Raw genomic sequence first — 19,876 nt, forward strand, 5'->3', positions numbered from 1 at the left:
GCAGACCTCCGGTGCGGTCACCGAGCACCGTCGCCAGCGCCTTCAGTTCGATGGGGTCGCCGATCGCGGTCCCGGTGCCGTGCGCTTCCACATAGGACAGTTCCCGTGGGGATATTCCGGCGGTGTCCAAGGCGGCGGTGATCACCTCGATCTGCGCGCTCATATTCGGGGTGGTGATCCCCATGGTGTGTCCGTCGTTGCCGATGGCCGAACCGCGCAATACCGCGTAGATCCGGTCACCGTCGGCCAGGGCATCGTCCAGCCGTTTCAGCAGCAGTAGCGCCGCACCCTCACCGGGGACGAAACCGTCGGCGGAGCGGTCGAACGTGGCGCAACGTCCGTGCGGGGACAGCACCCCGGCGGCGGCGAGGGTGACAAACGGTGTCTCGTCCAGCAGTACTTCCACCCCACCGGCCAATGCGGCGTCCAATTCCCCGGCACGCAGTGCCTGACAGGCCAGGTGCACCGATACCAACGAGGAGGAACAGGCGCTGTCGAGCACCAGATTGCCGGCATGCCAGTCGAAGTGATCGGAGATGCGGGCGGCGATGAAGTTCTGTCCGATACCCACGATGGTGTGCCGGTCGGCGACCGGGATGCGGTCGAAGTAGTTCGCGGCGCGGCTGCCCGCATACACCCCGATCCGGCGACCGGCCAATTCGTCGCGCCGGTATCCGGCGTCGGCGACGGCCAGAACCGATGTCTCCAACAGCAGTCGCTGCAGCGGATCCATCTGTAGTGCCGCCTCATCGGAGATACCGAAGAACCCCGGGTCGAACAGGTCGATACCGTCGACGAAACCGCCCCATTTGCTGTTGGTCAGACCGGGACCACCGGCGGGATGGTAGTAGCGTGTCGGGTCCCAGCGAGCGGGATCGACCTCCCGGACGGGAAACCCACCGGTGGCGAGCATGCGCCAGAACGCCGCCGGGTCGTCACCCCCCGGCAACCGACAGCCGATACCGACGACCGCGATCGGTTCCACCGGTCGTCTACCCGTGATCGGGGCCGATCCCGATACGGCCGCGCTGCCGTTCGTCATGGACCGCGCGCCGACCGGCGGGGCCGACGGTGTGGCGGCCGGGGCGTCCGCCTCCGGCAACGACCGAGCCGCGGCCCCCTCCGTATCCGGACGCGAATTCCCCGGATTCGAATCGGGTTCCGCCGGCACGGGGTGGGCCGAGGGGGCGACGGTGGTGTCGTCGCCACCGAACCGGTCGGGATAGCGGTCGCGCAGTAGGGCGGCCAACTCGTCGAGAGTGGGGTATTCCAGCACCAGCGCCGGATCGAAGGGCTCACCGACGAGATGTTCGATACGCCGCACCGCCGAGGCGACGAGTACCGAATCGGCGCCGTACTCCTCGAACCGTCGGTCACCGTCGAAACGTTCGGGTGGGAGTTTCAGTTCGTCGGAGAAGATGGCCAGCAGATCGGTATACGCGCGATCCCGTACCGGGACACGGCCGGTGGGCGCGGTCTCCGCCGCGGGCTCCACCCGTGGGGGTGGTGGAGTCGTCGTGGCGTGCGGCGACAGCCGCAGCGGCGCACCGAGATACGGCAGCGCCACCGGGGCGTCCGGCAGACCGAGCACGGCGTCGAGCAGGTCGAAACCTTCGGCGGCGGTAAGGGTGGGCAGACCGGTGGCCCGATAGGCGGCGGTCTCGGCCGCGCCGAAACCGGTATCGCGGAACGAGGGCCAGTTCACCGACCGGAACCAGGTGCGGCCGCGAGCGTGCTGGGCCTCGGCGAACCGGTCCAGGTGCGCGTTCGCCATGGCATAGTCGGACAGCCCCACCGCGAGACCGGGTAATACGGCCGAGACCGAGGAGAACAGGACGAAGAAATCCGGACGGTCGTCGGCCAGCACATCCGCCAGCACCTCGGTGCCGGGGATCTTCGGTTCCAGCACGGCGGCCACCCCCGCACCGGTCTTGCGCAGGAAGGCCGGGCTCTCGGCGGATACCGCACCCGCACAGTGCAGTACCCCACCAATGGGACCCAGTTCGGCGCGGACCCGGTGGAAGAACGTGGTCAGAGCACCGGTATCGGTGAGCGGTCCGAAGTGGGTCAGTATCCGAACTCCCCGCTCCCGCAACGCCAGCAGGCGGCGCACCTTGACCGCGTACGGTCCGTCGGTGGCGGCGAGTTCGACCCACTCGCTTTCCGGTGGCAGCGGTTCACGGGCCAGGATCGCCAGCCGGCGCGCTCCGCGGGTGACGAGCGCGGCGGCGAATTCGGCGCCGAGCCCGCGGGTGCCGCCGGTCACCACATAGGTTCGGGACGGGTCGACGACCAGGCCATTCGATGGTGGTATCGCGGCCAGTTCGAGTGTTTCCCGCGTCGACCCGCGATACCGTACGCGGACGGCGCCGGATGCGGCATCGGCGTATTCGGCGCCGAGAATCCGCACCAGGCGGGTCGGATCGGCCAGGGCGACGGCGCGTTCCTCGTGAAGTTCGACCGTCCGGGTGGTCACCTCGCGGATCTCCTCGGCCAGTGCCGCGGCGAGTCCGCCGAGCGGCGCGGTTTCGGGGCCGTCGACACCGGGCCGTCCCGCCGACAGGTGCAACAGCACCAGGGCGGTGGAGCGTGCGTCGAGCAGGCCCTGATAGAGGCCGATGCGACCGAGGTCGGTGGCGACCCGATTCCCCGAGGTCGGGACGAGGTCGCAGATGTCGACCACACAGTCGGTGTCGGGGTGACGCGTGATGAGGAGGCGGCCCAGGTCGGCGCCGACGGTGAAATCGTCACGGTCCGGTTCGCCCGCCGACGGTCGGGAGATGGTGGTGCGTGTTTCGGGGACCCGGACCATTCGGGCACGCCCGCCGATCGCCGCGGCGACAGCGTCGAGGATCGGCTCAGGGGTGTGTTCGGCGTGGAGGACCAGGGTGCGCGAAGACAGTTGCCCGGTCGTCGCCTGCGTCGCCCGCCATACCGGGGCCAGCACCCGACGCGACGATTCGGCGGCGGCGGTGGCCGCGCCGTGCCCCACCGATATCGTCGCGGTCCGCGCGTCCGGGTGGTCCGATGCGGCGGCCGTGGGTCGGGGACCGGATTCCACTTCGGGAATCCAGTACCGCTCCCGGGCGAAGGGATAGGTGGGCAACGGGATTCGTCGGCAGGCATCCACACCCCGGATCTCGGCCCAGTCCACGGTGCCGCCCGCCAGCCATTCGGCCACCCGTGGATCCGCGGCGGCGCGGGTCGACTCCCGGGCCTCGGGCGCCCCGTCGAGCCACGCGCGCAGGCCCGCGCGCAGTTCATCGATGTTCTCGGCGACGAATGCGACCCGGGTGGCGGCCGGAAGCCGGCCCACCTGCATGGTGTAGGCCAGATCGGCCGGATTCGGATCGTGCTCGGCGAGGTGGCGGTCCAGGGCCGCCACATAGTCGGCCAGGCGCTGCGGGTTCTGCGCCGAGATCGGTATCACCTGCGGTCCGGGTCGGTGGGTGGCCGGCCGCCGGTCCAGGTACTCCTCGAGGACCAGGTTGGCGTTGGAGCCGCCCGCGCCGAAGGAGCTGACCGTCGCTCGGCGGGGTCGGTCCCCGGACGACCAAGGCAGTGGACGGTCCGGAACCCGGAATGGTGTCCGCGCGAAGTCGATATTCGGGTTGGCAGGCACACCGTGCAGTGAGGGGGCGATACAGCCGTGGCGCAGTTGCAGCAGCACTTTGGTGATCGCCGCCACGCCCGCAGCCGCCTCCAGGTGGCCGATATTCGATTTCACCGACCCCACCGGAACCTCCCCGGCCACATTGCCGAACACCTGTGCCAGCCCGGCGATCTCGATCGGGTCGCCCAACGCCGTACCGGTGCCGTGCGCCTCGATATAGGACACCGTCGCCGGATCCACTCCCCCGCTGCGCAATGCGCGGCGGATCACCGCGGCCTGCACACTCGGGTTCGGCACCGTGAACCCGTTGACCCGGCCGCCGTGGTTGACGGCGGTGCCCTTGATCACCGCGTGGATGGTGTCGCCGGCGGCCTCCGCCTCGGCCAGTGGCCGCAGGACGAGCGCACCGACCCCTTCCCCGGGCACATACCCGTCGCCGCCCGCGCCGAAGGAACGGCACCGCCCGTCGCTGGAGGCGAACTGCCCCTGGCTCAGGGCCACGAACTTGTACGGGTGCAGGGACAGATTCACCCCGCCCACGATCGCCAGCCGGCATTCCCCGGTGCGCAGGCTCTGGCAGGCCAGGTGAACGGCCGACAGCGAGGACGAGCAGGCGGTATCCACCGCCATACTCGGCCCCTGGAAATCGAGTGCGTGTGAGACCCGGTTGGGGATGCTCCAGAACGTCGAGGCGGGCAGGGTGCCTCGCCCCAATCGTGATTCCTCGGCCCCGAACAGCTGGTAGGTGCCCCACATGACGCCGACGAAAACCCCGGCGTCCTCGGGACGCAGACCGATACGGGCCGGCTCGGTGCGGCTGTATCCCGCGTTCTCCAGCGCCGCCCAGGCGGTTTGCAGGAACAGCCGCTCCTGCGGATCCATCACTTCCGCCTCGCGGGGTGAGATGGCGAAGAAGAGCGGATCGAAACAATCGACGTCGTCGAGGAAACCACCCCATTTGGTGTAGGCGGTGTGTGGATGGTGGCGGTCGGGGTGGAAATAGCGGGCGTGATCCCAGCGCTCGGCCGGTATCTCGGTGATGCAGTCGCGTCCTTCGATCAGGACGCGCCAGTAGGCGTCCAGATCGGGCGCGCCCGGATAGCGGCCGCTCATCCCGATGATCGCGATATCGCCGTCCCCGCGCTCCGATACCGGGTCGGGGCGCCGAGAAGCGCTCGTCGGCGCGGGAACGGCTGTGCGGGCACGGTCGTCCGAAACGAGTGATGCGGCGCCGTTGTCGCGATTGGGCATGGTCACCTCTGGGGTGGGGCGATCGCCGATGGATTCGAGTCGGAGCGGATGTCCGGATTCGATGTCGATTCGTCGCCCGTTGTGGGTGGCGGACCAGGAGGCCGGCGCCGATTCGTCGGTGCTCGTCACCGGGGCGGCCGGTGCGGCGCCGGGGGGATCCGCGGGTGGGCCGAGCCGCAGCAGGTAGTCGAGCACCGCCCGCGGTGTCGGATATTCGAAGGCCAGGGTGGACGGCAGTCGGTGACCGCTGGAACGGGACAGTTCGTCGCGGATCTCCACGGCCGCCACCGAATCCAGGCCGAGTTCGTGGAGAGGACGGTCCAGGCCGGCGTCCGGTGCCAACCCCAGACAGCGCCGGACCAGGGCTTCCATCCTGGCCGCGTAGTCGTCCCCGGAATCCGCGACGGGCGCGGTGACGGGGTCGGCGGATACGAGATCGCGCAGCACATCCGGAACGGATCCGGATGCGCCGACGGCAGCGGTGTCGAGTACGAGCGCGGTGAACGCTCCCGCCACCGCGCCGGTCAGGGCGCGATCGAGAGTGTCGGTTGCCGCATCGGCCGGAAGCAGCCCGTAACCGCGGGCGGTCAGTCGGCGGATATCGGTTTCGGTCAATCGTTCGACCATGCCGGCACCCGCCCACGGACCCCATGCGATGGAGGTGCCGGGCAGACCCGCGGCGACACGGGTCTCGGCCACACCGTCCAGGAACGCATTGGCCGCCCCGTACCCCGTCTGACCGGGCAGACCCACCACCCCGGACGCCGAGGAGAACAGGATGAAGAAACGCAGGGGCAGCCGCGCGGTGAGTTCGTGCAGATACCACGCGCCGCGTAGTTTGGGAGCCAGGACCCGGCGCAGACGTTCGGCGTTCTGGTCGGTGAGCACACCATCGTCGCGCACCCCCGCCAGATGCACGACTCCCCGGAGAGGCGGCATTCGGCGCGCGATCCACTCCAGTACCGCCGCCAATGCGGCGCGGTCGGCGACATCGGCGGTGCGCACCTCGATCCGGGCCCGAACCCGCAGCTCATCGAGCACCGCCGCCGCACGGCCCTCGGGCGCCGTGCGGGAAACCAGCACCAGATCGCGCGCGCCACGGTCGACGAGCCGGCGGGCCACTCGTAGTCCGAGACCACCGAGACCTCCGGTGAGCACAACGGTGCCCTCGAGCTCCTCCGGCGGTATCGCCGAGGCGGGACCGACCGGATCCGGTTCGGTTATCGGGGCCAGCCGCGGTACCAGTCGGCGACCGTCGCGCAATGCCAGCTGCGGGTGGGTCCGTCGGGCGGTCAGCTCGTCGACGATCCGCATGGCCGTCGTGGCGCGGGACAAGTCGATGATCCGACAGCTGTCGCGGTATTCCGATTGCGCATTGCGGGCAAACCCCCACAGGGCGGTTCCCACCGGGGATACGGGGTCGGTGGGGTCGATCCGGTGGGCGTCGCGGGTGAGCAGCCAGACCGGTGGTCCGTCCACGGCGGCCTGCACCAGATGCAGTGCGGCGAGCACCGCCGATTCCGCGGAGGCCGGCAGATCGGGTGTCGGCTCGGTCGCGGTCGGCACGGCGACGATACCGCGTAGCGGGGTGGGTGAGTTCGTGACGGCGGTGAGCAGGGCACGCACCGCCGCGGGCGAGCCGAGGTCCACCCGAAACCGTTCCCCGGGTTCGACCGCGAAACCGTCGCCCACCTGCGCCACGGAGACCTGCGCCCCGCGGGCACGCAGTTCGGCGGCGATCGCCGAACCGAAGGAGTCGGGCCCGGATATCACGAGCCAGTGGCCGTCGGCCCGGTCGGGTATCGCCGCGTCGACCGCGCGCCAGACCGTCCGATAGTGACCGATACGCGCGTCGCCTTCCGACCTCCTCGGTGTATCGATCGCCACCGCCGGCGCCTCGGTCGTCCGCACGATCCGCAGGCCCTGCACCCACACCACCGGATCGCCGGCCGCGTCGAACAACCTCACCTCCGCCAGACACACCCGCTGCGAGCACGTCGACAGCCGCGCCCAACCGAACGCGATCCGCTCCCGAGTGGCGGCGAGGACCACCCGGTCCATCGCCACCGGCAGCCACGTCCCCGGCGTGTCCTCCGCGGGCAACACGGCGTAGACCGCTTGGAACGCGGCATCCAGCAGGGTCGGATGCACCGAGTCGTCACCCCGGCCGGTCGGTGGGTCCGTCAGTGTCACGACGGTCTCGTGCCCACCCACCCGGATCTCGTGGATACGGCGGAACGCGGGACCGTAGCGCAGACCCGACGTGGTGAGCCGACGGTCGAGTTCGGCGAGCGCCAACCGCTCGAGGCAACGGCCGAGCGGCTCACCCACCCGTTCGCTCGGCACGGTGGCGGGCGACCCGACGAGAACACGACCGCGGACGTGGGAGGTCCATTTCCCCGAGGTCCTTCCGGTGAGCACGACCGTGTATCCGGTGTCGCACGGGTCGAACCGTAGATGCACCGGATGGGTGCCGCGGAGTTCGAGACCGGAGCCGATCACCAGATCGTCGAGTATCACCGGGGAGTTTTCGGTGAGCCGGCGAGCGGCCGATGCGATGGTCGACACGAACCAGGCCCCCGGGACGACCGGTCTGCCGCCGACGAGGTGATCGGTGAGATACCCGTCCCGCTCGATATCCAGTGTCAGGGTGAAATGCGTGCTTTCGCCGGGCATCTCGACCAGAACAGGGATCTCGGCGGAGACGGGCCGCGCGTCGGCGGCCGTATCGGCCCGGACCGGGTCGGTGGCGCGGCCTGCCGGCCGTGTCGAGGATGCCGACTCCGGGCGGTAGGTGCGTCGGCGGAACACCGAGGTCGGCGCGACCACCCGGCGACCGGGACAGATACGTTCCCACTCGAGTTCGACTCCCGCCACGAACAGTCGGGCCACCGCGTCGAGCAGGGTGGTGCGGTCACCACCACCGCGGCGCAGCGAAGCCAGGAATATCGCTGAGTCGCCGACCGTCCGGCGAGCGAGCGCCGTCAGGATCGGGTTCGGGCCTATCTCGAGGAAGATCCCGGTGCCGAGTTCGGCCATGGACCGTACCCCCTGCGCGAACCGCACCGGGCGGCGGGCGTGCCGAGCCCAGTATTCGGCGTCGAGTTCCCCGGCCCGCACGGGCACACCGGTGACATCGGAGATCCAGGGGATCGCCGGCTCACCCGGTTCGAGCCCGGCGGCAGCGGCGGTGAGGTCGTCCAGGATCGGATCCATCAGCGCGGAATGGAAGGCATGCGACACATCCAGGGCGCTCGACCGGATACCGGCATTCGCGAGTTCGGCCCGGAACCGGTCGACAACCGCGATATGTCCGGCGACCACCACCTGATCGGGACTGTTGAAACCGGCGATCGATAACTCCGGCTCGTATCTGTCGACCAGCTCGCATACCTGCTCCGGTGCGGCCCGCACGGCGAGCATGGCCCCACCCGCGGGCAGCCCCTGCATCAGCCGGCCGCGGGTGGCGACCAGCTCCAGCGCATCCGTGGGATCGAGCACGCCCGCCACACAGGCCGCCACGTATTCGCCGACGCTGTGCCCCATGACCGCCGCCGGGCGCAGCCCCCACGACCGCCACAGTCGCCACAGCGACCATTCGACCGCGAACAGGGCAGGCTGGGTGAAGGCGGTGCGACGCAACAGTTCATCGGACCGATCCGAGTACAGGGCGTCGAGCAGCCCGATCCCGTCGGCTATGGGGCCGAGGGTCGCGGCGCAGTGCTCGAGCGTGTCCCGGAACACCGGTTCGGTGTCGAACAGCTCCCGCGCCATCCGCGGGTATTGCGCCCCCTGTCCGGTGAACAACAGCCCCACCTTCGGCGCCGCGTCGGCCCGCTCGACCCGCCCGGCGATCGCCGGCTCCCGCCCGGCACGCAACCGTTCGACCGCTTCGGCGGCCGAATTCGCCACCACCGCCCGACGCCACTCACCGTGGTCGCGCCCCACGGCGGCGGTGTGCAGGAGGTCGGCGAATTCGTCGGGGCGGGCGCTCAGGGTCGCGACCCACCGTTCGACCGTCTCGGTCAGCACGGTCTCGGTGCGGGCGGACAACAGCAGCACACCCGGAGCGGCGGATCGCGGCGAAGCGGTCACCGTGGGCGGCTGTTCCAGCAGGACATGCGCATTGGTGCCGCTCATCCCGAACGAGCTGACACCGGCTCGGCGAGGTCCGGGCGTCGTCGGCCAATCCCGTAGGTCGGTCACCACTTCCACCGGCAGCCGACCCCATTCGATATGTGGGTTGGGGGTGTCGAAGTGCAGACTCGCCGGGATCCGACCGTGCCCGAGCGACAGAACGGCCTTGATGACCCCGGCCATTCCCGCGGCGGCCTCGGTGTGCCCGATATTGGTCTTCACCGAACCGATCAGCAGAGGATGGGTGCGGTTCGCTCCGTACACGTCGGCGAGGGCCGCCACCTCGATCGGGTCGCCCAGTGGTGTGCCCGTGCCGTGGGCCTCCACATACCCGACCGAGTCGGCGGGAAAACCGGCCTGCGCCAATGCCTCGGCGACGACCCGGCGCTGCGCCGGACCATTGGGCGCGGTCAGGCCGTTGGATCGGCCGTCGTGGTTGACGGCGATACCGCGCACCACCGCCAGCACGGTGTCACCGGCGCGGCGCGCCCGCGACAGTGTCGTCACGACGAGCACACCGCATCCGTCCGCCCGCACGTATCCGTTGGCGTCGGCGGCGAATGCGCGACAACGACCGTCGGGTGAGAGTGCCCCGATCCGGCAGAACCCGAGAGTGGTTTCCGGGGCCAACTGCAGGTTCACCCCACCGACGAGCGCCTGGTCGCATCGCCCGGCGCGCAGTGCGTCCCAGGCCGATTGCAGCGCCACCAGCGACGACGAGCAGGCGGTGTCCACCGTCAACGCCGGGCCGTGCGCGCCGAGGAGGTACGCGAGACGCCCGGCGGTGACACTGGGCGCCGCGCCCGTCACCGAATAGGCGCCCACCTCGACCGGGTCCAGGGCGGAGATACGAGTGCCGGGATATTCGCGGAAACACTGCCCGACGAATACACCGGTACGGCTGCCGGCCAGAGTGCGCGGCGCCCGTCCGGACCGCTCCAACGCCTCCCACGCCACCTCGAGCAGCAACCGCTGCTGCGGGTCCATGGCCCGGGCCTCGGCGGCACCGATACCGAAGAACTCGGCATCGAAATCCATGACACCGTCGACGAAACCGCCCCAGCGGGTGTACATGGTGCCCAGGGCCGCGGGGTCGGGGTCGTAAAAGGTATCGATATCCCAGCGGTCGGCCGGTACCTCGGTGATCGCGTCCCGGCCTTCGCGCAGCAGGTCCCAGAACTGTTCCGGGGTGCGGACCCCACCGGGGAAACGACAGGCCATACCGACGATCACGATCGGGTCGGTGTCCGCGCCGGCCGCACCGTGTGCCCGGTTCATATCGACGACCACATCGCTGTCGCCATACGCCCGGTTCGAATCGACACCCATATCGGCCTCGCCACACGCCCTGCTCAGGTCGGTGACCACATCGCTCTCACTGTGTGCCCCGCTCGGATCGGCGACCACATCGTCCTCGCCGTACACTCCGCTCGGGTCGGCGGCCACGGGTGACGGCACGGTCGTCCCAGGTGATGCAGGGACCGGCCGCACGCCCGACGAGGGCGATGCGACCGACTCGCCGGCGGAAGGTGCGATATCGGGCGAGGGTCCGGTCTCGGCCGACGGCGGCCGGCCCGCCAGTTTGCGCCGGATCAGTCCGGCGATATCGCGCACGGTCGGATGGTCGAAGACCAGACTCGCGGGAAGGGCGACACCGGCCTCGGCCATGAGCGCGGTACGCAGCTCCATGCCGGTGAGCGAATCCACCCCGCTGTCGTGCAGCGGCCGATCGGGATCGAGTTCGGTGTCGCGGTTCAGGACTCGCAGTATCACCCGCCGCACGAACTCGACCCACTCGCGTTCCCCACTTCCGTTCCGAAGCCCGTCCTCCGGTACGGCGCGTTCGGGTTCGGCCGGCGATACGACCGCTGCCGTCCCGGGCCCCACCGGTATTCGCGATGCGGTGGTGGCATCGCCCGCTACAACCGGATTCTGCTCCGTGGACTCGACGAACAGCCCGCCGGAACGGTCGCGATACCAGAGGTTCGGCACGAAATCGAAAACCCCCACGGCCGGATCGGCGAACCACCCACCCGCCGGTGCGGGGGATGCGAACAGTCGGTCCAGAACCGCGACCGCGTCAGCTTCCCGAAGCGGGGGCAGCCCGCGACGCTCCAGGCGAGCGGTGATGTCCGGGCGCCCCGCCGTCATCCCGATATCCGCGAACGGCCCCCACGCGATACTCGACGCCGGTAGTCCCTCGGCGTGCCGACGTCGCGCCAGCGCGTCCAATGCGGCATTGGCGGCGGCGTAGTTCGCCTGACCCGGTGTGCCGAGGATCCCGGCGACCGAGGAGTACAGCACGAACAGGTCCAGCGACATGCCACGGGTGAGTTCGTCGAGGTGGCGGGCGGCGGTGTATTTGGGGCCGAGAACAGTGCGGAACCGAGCCCAGCTCTGTTGGGTGATCATCCCGTCGTCGAGCACACCGGCGCAGTGCACCACCCCGCGTAACGGTGGTAGCCCGAGCGCGCCGAACTCGTGGAGCAACCGCGCCAACGCCGCGCGATCGCTCACATCGACCTGCCGAACGACCACCCGCGCCCCCGCCGCGCGCAGCGACTCGACCAGCCGGGCCCCCTGCTCGTCGGGCCCTCGGCGACCGACCAACACCAGATGGCGAGCGCCGGCGGCGACCAGTCGACGCGCCGCGACCGCACCCAGACCGCCGAACCCGCCGGTGACCAGATAACTTCCGTCCGCGACGATCCGGGCATCGTCTGTGGTTTCGGCCTCTGTGGTGCGCACCACCACCCGGCCCGGATGGTCGCGACGCCACACCGCGCGCAATGCGGCCGCGCTCTCGGCCATCCTGTACACCGCGTGCGGGGGCACGGTCAGGAGACCCCGGTCGATGAGGGCGACCACGGCGCGCAGCGCCTTCCCCAACGATTCGGGTGCGGCGGCGGCCGGATCGATGACAAAATGTTCGAGGTCGTGCGGTGGGTGCGGTCGAGGCGAACCGTCCGGATCCCATCGCACCACGCGGCCGCCGGGGGCACGGATATCGTCGGCCACCGGGGTGAATTCGGGTGTTATCGCACTGAACACCACATCGAAACCGACACCGCCGGCCTGCGCGCGGGCCCGCTCGGAGAAATCCCGGGCCCGCCAGTCCCCGACTTCGGCGATCTCGTATCCGGCCCGCGCCGCCCAATCGCGTAGCGCGACGGTGCCGGTCACCTCCGCACCGGCGTGGCGGGCCAGTTGAACGACCGCGATACCCAGCGCATCGGCGGGGGCGTGGACGAAAACCCGGTCCCCCGAACGGAGCCCGCCGAGTTCGAACAATCCGTACCAGGCGGCGGTGAAGGTGAGCGGAACCGTCGCGGCCGCTTCGACCGACAGCGCCGCGGGCAATGACGCCACCATTCGGTGGTCGACGATCACATGCGTGGCGAGACCACCCCCCGCCGCCGCGAGAACCGGATCCCCCACTCGCAGACCGCGCACTCGAGCGCCGATCGCACTGATACGACCGGCGCATTCCGCGCCGAGCCGCTCGGGCGTATCGAACGACATCCCCCTGGCGGCCCGCACATCCGCCGGGTTGACACCCGCTGCCGCGACGGCGATCTCGACCTCGTCCGGGCCGGGAGCGCGCCGCGGCACCGTCTCGATACGCACCCGATCCAATTCCCCGGACGGATGCGGCCGCACCACCGAGGCGTGGCCGGAATCGGCCATCGGCGCACCGGACACCAGCCATGCCGCCACGAGTTCGCCGGCACGGAGGGCCAACTGCGCGCCGGACCGGCCGAACAGGGCCCGCGACAGGACGGTCGGATCCGGGACACGCCCCGGTTCCACATCCAGCAGTCGAGTGCCGAGTGCGGGATGTTCACCGGCGACCGTTCGGCCCACCCCCCACAGCAGGGCCTGGTCGGGATCCGGCCGGTCGGTCTCCACCACATACTGGGCACCGGCCGTCACCAGCCACAACACCGAGATCGCTTCATCGGCTTCCACCAGTGCGGAGATCAGTTTCAATACCGTCGCGATCCGCGATGCCACCGGGCCCGCCGTCCAGGCGAAGACCACACCGCGCGGTGGGTCCGTCCGCGTGAGCACGGACGTCACCTCGACCGCATCCGGGTCGGAGGCCATCGGCAGATCGTTCGGGCGCACGACGGTCGGTTTCGCGCCGTGCGCGGTGATCCGCTCCGCGATGGCGGTGCCGAGTGGTCCATCGGCGAAGACCAGCCAATGGCCGGTGGGTTCGGCGATATCGTGTTCCGGTGCCGACCGCCAGGCGATATGGTGCGGCAACCGGTCGATCCCCCGGTCGGGGATCACCGCACTCGGCTCGACGCCGTCCCCCTCCGGATACCGCACCTTCGCGGGATCGGCTGTGGCGGTGACGAGACATACGCTTTCGGCCGCCCACAACACCGTGCCGGAGGGATCGCACAGCGTGATATCGCCGGTTATGGTTCGTCCGCCGTATTCGGTGAGCCGTGTCCGGCAGTACAGCGATTCACCGGCCCGCCCGGTCGGCGCCGTGCCCCGGACGGTGTCCACCGAAGCCGGCAGATACAGGTCCGAGACGGCGGGATCCGCGGTGAGAACCAGGGTGTGCAGGCATGCGTCCAGTACCGCAACGGCGGGATCGATCCGGGTGGTGGGCGGAATGCGCAATGTGGTCAGTGTTTCCCCGGCGCCGAGGCGGAGAAGATCGACCGCGCAACGGTAGTCCGGTCCGAGCTCGAGCCCCAGCGCGGCGAGTCGCTCGTAGTACGCCTGCCACAGGTTGTCGCGAGAGCCGTCGGGGATGTTCGGAAGATCACCGCGGGATGGGTGGCCATCGGTGCGCAATCGTGCGTGGGCGACGAGCGCGTCGGCGCCGGCCCGGGATTCGAGGAGTTCGACCCGCACCGTACGGTCGTCCTCGTCGGGGACCGTCCGTAGCCGTGCCCGGCCCGGGCCGCGCACCGTCAACGGACGGGTGAGGGTGAAATCGATGAGATGCGTGGTCACCTTCGAGGCCGTCGCGCGCATCAGCACGGTGTAGATCCACGCGGCCGGTGCGGTCGGCACTCCATGGAGTCGATGACCGTCGAACAGGGCGGGGTCGATGTCGACCGTCTCGGTATCCGTGGCCGTAATCCGCGGATGTTCGGGTGTTTCCGTGTCCAACCAGTATCGGACCCGCTGGAACGGATAACGCGGCAGGTCCACCACATACCGGTCGGCACCGGGATGAACCGCCCGCCAATCGATCTCGGCTCCCGAGACGTACCGCTGCGCGAGCGCAACCGTTTCCGGGTCGGAATCCGAGAACGGTCCGACGACCGATCCGGGAGTGACCGCGCCGGAGGCGACCTGCTCCAATGCGGTCCGCAACTGCGCGATCGTCTCGAAGACGATCGCCACCCGGTGCCGGAAATGGGTGCGGCCCATATTCGCCGCGGCACAGATATCGTGCGGATTCCGTTCCGGTGCGGCCGCCACGTGGTCGCGGTATCGCGCGGCGAGCGCCCGCAGCGCGGCGGTGTCCTTCGCGGACAATGCCAGCAGCGGTGTGCCCATCGGCGCCGGCGGAACCGGATGTGGCCGCACCGGCGGCTCCTCCACCACGATATGCGCATTGGTGCCGCTGATCCCGAATGCGCTCACCCCCGCGCGACGCACCCGGGACGACCGCGGCCAGGCCCGATGCTCGGCCACCACCCGCACCCCGGCCGTGTCCCAGTCCACATGTGGGTTGCCCGATCGGAAATGCAGTGTCGCCGGAATCCGTTCGTGCCGCATCGCTTCGACGACCTTGATGAGATTGGCGAGACCGGCGGCGGCCTGGGTGTGTCCGATATTCGATTTCACCGCCCCGATCCACAGCGGACGGTCGGCGGGCCGGCCGGCGGCCAGCACCTCCGCCAGCGCGTCGACTTCGATGGGATCGCCCAGCGCGGTGCCGGTGCCGTGCGCCTCCACATAGTCGATATCGGTCGCCGCCACTCCGGCGTCGGCGAGCGCGGCCCGAATCACCCGCTGTTGGGCGAGGCCGTTCGGCGCGCTGAGCCCTTGGCTGCGGCCATCGGAGTTCACCGCCGAACCACGCACCACCGCCAACACCCGGTCCCCGTCGCGTTGTGCGTCGGACAGCCGTTTCAACACCAGGGTCGCGGCGCCGTCGCTCCACACCACCCCGTCTGCGGCGGCGTCGAAACTCTTGCACCGTCCATCGGCCGCCAGCCCGCGGGCGCGGGCGAAGTAGATGTTCAACGACGGTGTCAGCAGCACCGTCGCCCCACCCGCCAACGCCAGGTCGCATTCCCCCCGGCGCAGGCTCTGCACCGCGAGATGGACGGTGACCAGTGAGGAGGAGCACGCGGTATCGACCGTCAGGCTCGGGCCGGTGGCACCGAGGAAATACGACAACCGTCCCGAGGCCACAGCGGCCAGGTTTCCGGTGCCGAACCAGGCGTCCGGCGCCATATTCGCCCGGGCCATCCGCTCGGCGTAATCGTTGGACATGAGACCGGTGAAGACCCCGGTTCGACTACCGGCTATCCGGTCCGCCGGATAGCCCGCGTGTTCCAAGGCCTCCCAGGTGACCTCGAGCAGCAACCGCTGCTGCGGGTCGAGCATCCGGGCCTCGCCCGGGGAGATATCGAAGAAACCGGCGTCGAATTCCGCCACCCCGTCGACGAATCCGCCCCAACGGCTGTAGGTCTTGCCCTCGGTATCGGGATCCGGATCGAAATAGGCATCGACATCCCAGCGGTCGGCGGGCACCTCGGTGATCGCGTCGGTTCCGTCCAGCAACAGCCGCCACAGATCGTCGGGTCCCCGCACACCACCCGGATAGCGGCAGCCCATGCCGATAACGGCAATGGCCTCGGCGAGGTCCTCCGCGGCCGTGGAAGTATCGGAGCGGTCCCGGTGCGCACGCCCGCTCTCCTCGGCCGGCGGTTCGTCCGAAGAGGGCGGTTCGACGGGCACGGCCGCGAGGCTTGCGGCGGTCCCGGATCCGGTGATCGGGTCGATATTCGTCCGATATCCGGCAGCGCCGGCCGTAATGGCCGCGGTCGCCGACCCGGTCCCCTCCTGCTCGCACAGCCTGGCGATTTCCTCGGCGAGGGCGGATACGGTCGGGAAGTTGAACAACAGTGTCGCAGGAAGTCGGATACCCACCTCAGCCGCAAGGGAATTGCGCAGGTCGACCGCCATCATGGAGTCCAGCCCGAAATCTCGCAGCGGGGCATCCTCGGGTATCGCGTCGGTACGACCCAACGCGGCGGCGGCATGCGCCCCCACCAGGTCGAGCAATGCCCGCCGCTCGAGGCCGCTCGCCGCGGGGGCGGCGCTTCGCGGGGTGGTGGCATCGACCTCGGCGGTGTCGTCCAGGGGCGCCATCATCGCGGGCGGTTCTGCGACCACTTCGGCGGTGGCCGGTTCGGGATCCACCGCCCCCGAGACGGCGACCGCCGGTTCTCCGGGATCGGCGTACCGGACTTCGTCCAATTCGGCTATCACCGATCCGTTCTCATCGAGCAGGAGAATCCGGGCCGTCGCACCGGTACGAACCGCCTCGGCCCGAGCGACGGCCGGCGCGTCCTCCCGATACACCCGAACCCGACCCAGGCCCGTCGGTAGCCGCATACCCACCGGACCCAGGTTCGATACCAGACCGGTCTGCACCGCCGCGTCCAGGAGGCAGACCATCGCCGCTTCCGGGTTGTCGGCGAGCGTGGCGGGCCGCGCCAGGTTCGCCGTCACACGTCCCTCGTACCTGGACAGGTGGGTGATCCAACGGAAAGCGGAACCGAGTTCCAGACCACCGGCCGCACAACGTCGATAGAAGGCGTCCGCCTCCGCCCGCCCCGACTCGGGGAGTCGTTTCGACCCGGTAGATCTCTCCGACTCGGCAGATCCCCCCAGCTCGGCGGTCCGCGCCGGGACGGCCGACATATGGGCACTGCCGGATCCGAACTCGATATCGACACGTCCGTCCCCGTCCGGCACCACCGTGGGATGGGCCGCTTCCCCGGGTGTCACCGGTCGTACGATCACGCCATCGGTCAGCTCCCGGCCGGTCACACCGCCCGCGGCCCGCAGCGCCGACCAGACCAGATACGCCGCCGGAGCCACCACGCGACCGCGGAAACGATGCCCGCTCAAATACGTTCGGGCCGAATCGATCCCATTCTCGGGTTCGATGGTCGGCGCGTACCGGTGCCGTTGGAAGGGGTAGGTGGGCAGCCCGGTGCGCCGCCGCGCCGAAGCAGGCATCACCTCGGTCCACGTGATCTCGGCGCCCGCGCGATACAACTCGGCGAGCGCGGAGAGTATCGGTGTGTCGTCGGTCGCGGCCCGATGCATACTCGACAACCATCGGATCTCGGCGTGATCGTCGAGCCACTTGCCCAACCCCAACAGCACCGGATGTGGTCCGATCTCGAGGCAGGTATCGATATCGAGTTCCGACAGCGCCCGCAACCCGTCACCGAAACGCACCGTGGCACGCGCGTGTTCTCGCCAATACCCGGCGTCGAGCGCCCGACCGTGGAGCGGTCGGCCGGTCACGTTCGACACCAACGGCACGATCGGCTCCCGCCCGGATGTGATCAGCCGGGCCGCCCGCTCGGTGAACTCGTCGAGTATCGGATCCAGCAGCGGCGAGTGGAACGCGATATCACCGGGTAACGGCACCGTGCGAATACCGCGTTCGGCCGCGTGGTCACGAACTCGCCGGACGGCCGCCACGGTCCCGGAGACCACGAACTGGTGCGGTCCGTTGATCGCCGCCACCACCGCAGGCTCGCCCGGATCAGCCAGTACCTCGGCGAATTCGTCCGGGCCGGCGAACACCGCCGCCATGACACCCGGCACCGTCGTCCCCATGAGCCGGCCGCGTTCGGCCGCCAACCGCAGCCCCTCCTCCGGGTCGAGCGCGCCGGCCGCCGTCGCAGCCACCAGTTCGCCGAGGCTGTGGCCGAGTACCGCGGCCGGCCGGATCCCCCACGACTCCCAGAGGCGGAAGCAGGCCCATTCGACGGTGAACAGCGCGGGCTGGGCGTATTCGGTCCGAGCCATCATGCGCTCATCGGAGTCGAACAGCAGCGCCTGCACCCGCAGACCACCGGTGAGCTCGCCCAGTATCCGATCACAGCGGTCCACTTCGGCCCGGAACACCGGATAACGCCGGTAGAGGGCACGGCCCATTCCCATGTATTGGGCGCCTTGACCGGTGAACAGCATGGCCACCCGCGGGGCCATCCGCGCTCGCTTCGCCGAATCCGCGTCCGCCATGGTGAGCAGATCCGCCGCTTCCCGCACGGTTCGCGCGACCACCGCGCGTCGAACGGGAGCGTGTCCGCGACCGGTCGCGGTGGTGGCGGCGATATCGGCGAGTGGGAGGTCGGTACCGGCCAGGAATTCGGTGTAGCGGTCGGTGAGCGCTGCCAGTGCCGCGTCGGTCCGCGCCGACAATGCCAATACATACGACCGTCCCGGCTCGGGTACCGGCGCCGGCGATGGGGGCGCTTCTTCCAGCACCACATGCGCATTGGTGCCGGCGAATCCGAACGAGCTCACCCCGGCCCGCCTCGGTATCGGCCCGGCGGGCCAGTCGATATCGCGGTCCGCTACGCGCAGCGCGGTGCCGGTGAGGTCGATCCTGGGGTTGAGGATGTCGAATTCGGGCTGGCGCGGAATGACACCGTGTTGCAGCAGCAATACGGTTTTGATCAGGCCCGCCATCCCGGCGGCCGCCTCCAGATGACCGAGTTGCGCCTTCACCGATCCGAGCAGGCAGGCCGAGCCGTCCGCGCGGGCGCCGAAAACCGTGGCCAGTGCCTCGATCTCGATGGGATCGCCCAGCGGGGTGCCGGTCCCGTGTGTCTCGATATAGCCGATATCGGTGGCGTCGAGTCCGGCGTCGGCCAATGCGGCCCGGAGCAATTCGTTCTGTGCCACGGGATTCGGTGCGGTGAGACCCATCGACCGACCGTCGTGGTTGACGGCGGAGCCACGGATCACCGCCCGGATATCGTCACCGTCGGCCCGGGCCCGGGACAGTCGTTTGAGAACGATGACACCCGCTCCCTCACCGCGCACATATCCGTCGGCGGCGGCGTCGAACGGTCGGCACCGCCCGGTGGGCGACAACGCCCCCATGCGGGCCAGTGCCGCGGAGGTCACCTCCGATTGGATGAGGTTCACCCCACCGGCCAGTGCCAGATCGCATTCGTCCGAACGTAATCCGCGAATCGCCTGGTGCACCGCCACCAGCGCCGAGGAACAGGCGGTGTCCAGGGCGATCGCCGGTCCACTCAGGCCGAGCAGGTACGAGACCCGTCCGGCGACAATGCTCGACATGGTGCCGGTGAGGGTGTGGGTGTCGACCGAACGGGTTCCTTCCGGGGTGAGCGTCCGCTGATACTCCGGCCATCCCACACCGAGATACACTCCTGCCCTCGTTCTCTCGCTGTGTCCGGGAGCGAGAGCCGCATCCTCCATCGCTTCCCAGGCGACCTCGAGCACGAGTCGCTGTTGCGGGTCCATCGCCACCGCCTCCCGCGGGGCGATACCGAAGAAGTCGGCGTCCATGAGCTCGAGGGGTCGCTCGAGCAGACCTGCGCGCCGGACCGCGTGTCGACGCGACGCGGGGGCGTCCACGATCGCGGAACGGCCCTCGGCCAACAGTTTCCAGTACTGTGGCGGACTATCGATACCGCCCGGAAAGCGACAGCCCATGCCGATTACCGCAATGGGCTCATGATCCTTCCCCTGCCGTTGTTCGAGTTCCTCGATCCGGCGCAACGCCTTGGTCAGGACGACACGTAGCTCATAGTCCCCATCAGCCATGTGACGTAACTCATTTTCTCGATCGAACCTGATCGCAAGATACCGCGCACCAGTGGGCACGGGAGG

At 69.6% G+C, this 19,876-nt stretch carries 1 protein-coding gene (running past one end of the window); it reads right to left on the bottom strand.

Annotation, left to right across the window (positions count from 1 at the left end):
- Positions 1-19,810 carry the 5' portion of a type I polyketide synthase gene (locus ON32_RS28975; protein WP_040792297.1) on the bottom strand. 467 nt of this gene lie to the left of the window's left edge, so the window shows 19,810 of its 20,277 coding nt (coding positions 1-19,810); the start codon lies at positions 19,808-19,810; the stop codon falls past the left edge of the window.
- Positions 19,811-19,876 lie beyond the last annotated feature (66 nt).

The sequence above is a fragment of the Nocardia paucivorans NBRC 100373 genome (assembly GCF_000308675.1).
GTDB lineage: Bacteria > Actinomycetota > Actinomycetes > Mycobacteriales > Mycobacteriaceae > Nocardia > Nocardia paucivorans.